1 pseudogene is annotated in these 2,765 nt (G+C 38.1%); it reads right to left on the bottom strand.

Annotated elements, in window-relative coordinates:
• Positions 1 to 2,209, bottom strand: a pseudogene (locus ACFIMC_RS03145) (DEAD/DEAH box helicase family protein); the annotation flags it as partial.
• Between the last annotated feature and the right edge of the window lie 556 nt (positions 2,210 to 2,765).

Below are 2,765 nucleotides of genomic sequence, written 5' to 3'. Positions count from 1 at the left end.
GCGTGAAAGGCTTCACTCTTTTCATCGGAAATCATATCTTTAAGATGATTGATATGGTTTTGAGCAATCTCAGCAACATTGCCTGCCCAATTTTCCCAATAATCCGCAATAGCAAATTTCTTTGCAATAAGGGTTTTCAAAGCATTGGGAAACTCTTTATAAAAAGGTAATCTTCCTGTTACGCTATGAATAATTTGTGGTTCATGAGCGGCTTTTCCAATCTCAAGTCCCATATGTTCTGATTTTTCATGGATATGAAGTTTATCCTCAACCGCGGTCATGCTCTCTAAGGCTCTAATCTCTAAAACATCACTGACGTCTTGACCTAAAATCATCTGGTTAAGGGTTATTTCAAAATTCTCATCATGAGCAAGCAAAGCATTGATCACTTGCCAGACTACCTTGTATCTCTTATTGTAGCGTAAAGCATGTTCAGCAGAAACTCCAGCAGGGACCCCAACGGGTAAAATGATGTAGCCTCTTTTTTTACCCTTTGCACGCCGCATGATACGCCCCACAGCCTGTATCACATCCACATAACTTTTCCGCGGGTGTAAAAACATAATGGCATCAAGAGCAGGAACATCTACCCCTTCAGACAGACATCTTACATTGGTGAGCACACGGCAGGTGTTTTCCCCCGCATCTTCTTTAAGCCAATCAAGGGCTTTATGACGCGTTTTGGCACTTTGGGTTCCATCAATATGATCAAAGGTACAATGAAGAGGCGGGGTATCTTTATAAACCTTATGAAGATTAAATAATTCCTCCTGTATTTCTTCAGAATTAAATGTGTTACGAATGCGTTTAGACGTCTTGATATCTTTACAAAAAGCCAAAGCCCGCCGCATGGGATTGGGGTCATCATTCAGATCAACCTTTAGATCTATTTTAGCAAGGGCTTGATAACAACCTATGATCTTGGTTTTATCATCAAGAATAAGTTCATAATTCTCATCGGTCATCAGATGTTGAATGGATTCACTCACTTCCTCTTCATTAACACCCAAAACAATAATCTTATAAGGTGCAAGCAATTCATTCTGAACGGCTTTTGAGAAGGTATAGGTATAAAGCTCTTTTCCATAGAGCTCTTCATCATCCATAGATGCTAGAACGGCATTGATCTCATTGGCTTTCTTTTTGGCATCATCGGTAAAGATCTTAGGGGTTGCTGTCATATACAGACGTTTTTTGCCTCGAATGATGCTGTTATCATGAACCTTGATAAAATCAGATTCATTGTCCTCTGTTCCCAATGAAGCGCCAGTGGTTCTATGGGCTTCATCACAGATGATCAGATCAAATTCGGGTAAACCATGGTCTTTTTGTGCATCCGAAATCACTTGGATTGAATGATAAGTGGAAAAGACCACGGTCATCAGATCATGTGAAACCTTACCCGCTTTGCTAGCCAGTTCTTTTGCATCCGTGGTAGCAGGCAAGGCAAGATCAGAGCTATCAAATTCAAGAGCATCATTTTTATTATTCTTACGACGCTTACCCACTTGTGTATCGGAACACACGGCAAAGGAACGCAAAGGCACTTCTGTATCTTCTGTCCATTCACGAATTGTTTGAGAGATAAGAGCAAGGGAGGGCACTAGAAACAATACGCGCTTGCCTTGANTTCACAAACCGCTTTGAGCGCTTCTTTCTGATGATCTAAAAGCTTTTTCTTTGATTTCTCTTTGAGAACAGCTTGTCCTTGTTCTTTATAAGCCCCCCAATCGATTTGACTGTTTTCTAAATCAAACAGATTAATCCGTTGAATACGAACCTCTTGTCCTTCACAAGTTAGTTCAACATTGTCACTCCAATCTGTTTCAGTGCTATCAACCAGAATACGACGGGTGAAGATCTTTTTGCCAGACGCTGCTATAAAACTATCAATATCTTCTTTTTTAATGATGTGAGAAGCATCATAGCATTTACATTGAATAGCCGCATAGCCTCCTTCATCACGGATTGTAGCGATCAAATCAATCCCAATATCCGTTCCATCTTCATCATGCTCCTTAGCCCATTCCAAATAAGTCTGAACCTTTTCGTATTCTTGCTTTTGAAGAGGGTCGTTTGTCAAATAAACCATGACAAGGTTTTCAAACAGCGTTCCCAATTCACGGGGTGATTTTGCTTGTTGACGATAATATTCCAAGAGAGAGCGTAAAGTGACATGTTCATTATCATACTTAATAGATTGAAGCATAAAGAATAGACTCCATGGCAATATATTCTATTGATTAATTCCCTTCAAAGTAATCAAAATGGAGTTTATTAAATTGATTCAAACCAAATATCGAGTGCAAAATGAGTTAAAGTCATTCAAAAGCCGATAAACTTTTTCAAAAAGTTTTTTAAAGGCTGTTTATCCACAGCCCATGAGAGAGGTCAGATCAGCAAAATAGTGAAATTTGCTGTTTATTTGATGTGTTAATTGACCTGTTAATCAAGACAAATGCACCATGGAATTTAAAACATCAGAATAAGTATTTTGATAGGTTTTATGAATTATTTTATAGATAGGTTTTGTCTGTTTTTAAAACCCCCAAAACCCCTACAAAACCCTCTTAGATATATATTAAAAATTGTATTTATGCGTTATGTTTAATATAGGTTGTTTATTTGAAAGATTAACTTATTGAAATATAATAACTTTTATTTTTGACTAAAAATATATATAAGGGGGGGTAAAAAGACCCCCCAAAACCCCCATACCCCCCCAAAACTAATGATGGGGAGTGCTTTAAAGGTTCACTGTTATA

Source organism: Bartonella sp. AP21QHHD, assembly GCF_042196205.1.
In the GTDB taxonomy this organism is placed as follows: domain Bacteria; phylum Pseudomonadota; class Alphaproteobacteria; order Rhizobiales; family Rhizobiaceae; genus Bartonella.
This window is presented reverse-complemented; position numbering and strand designations above follow the sequence as displayed.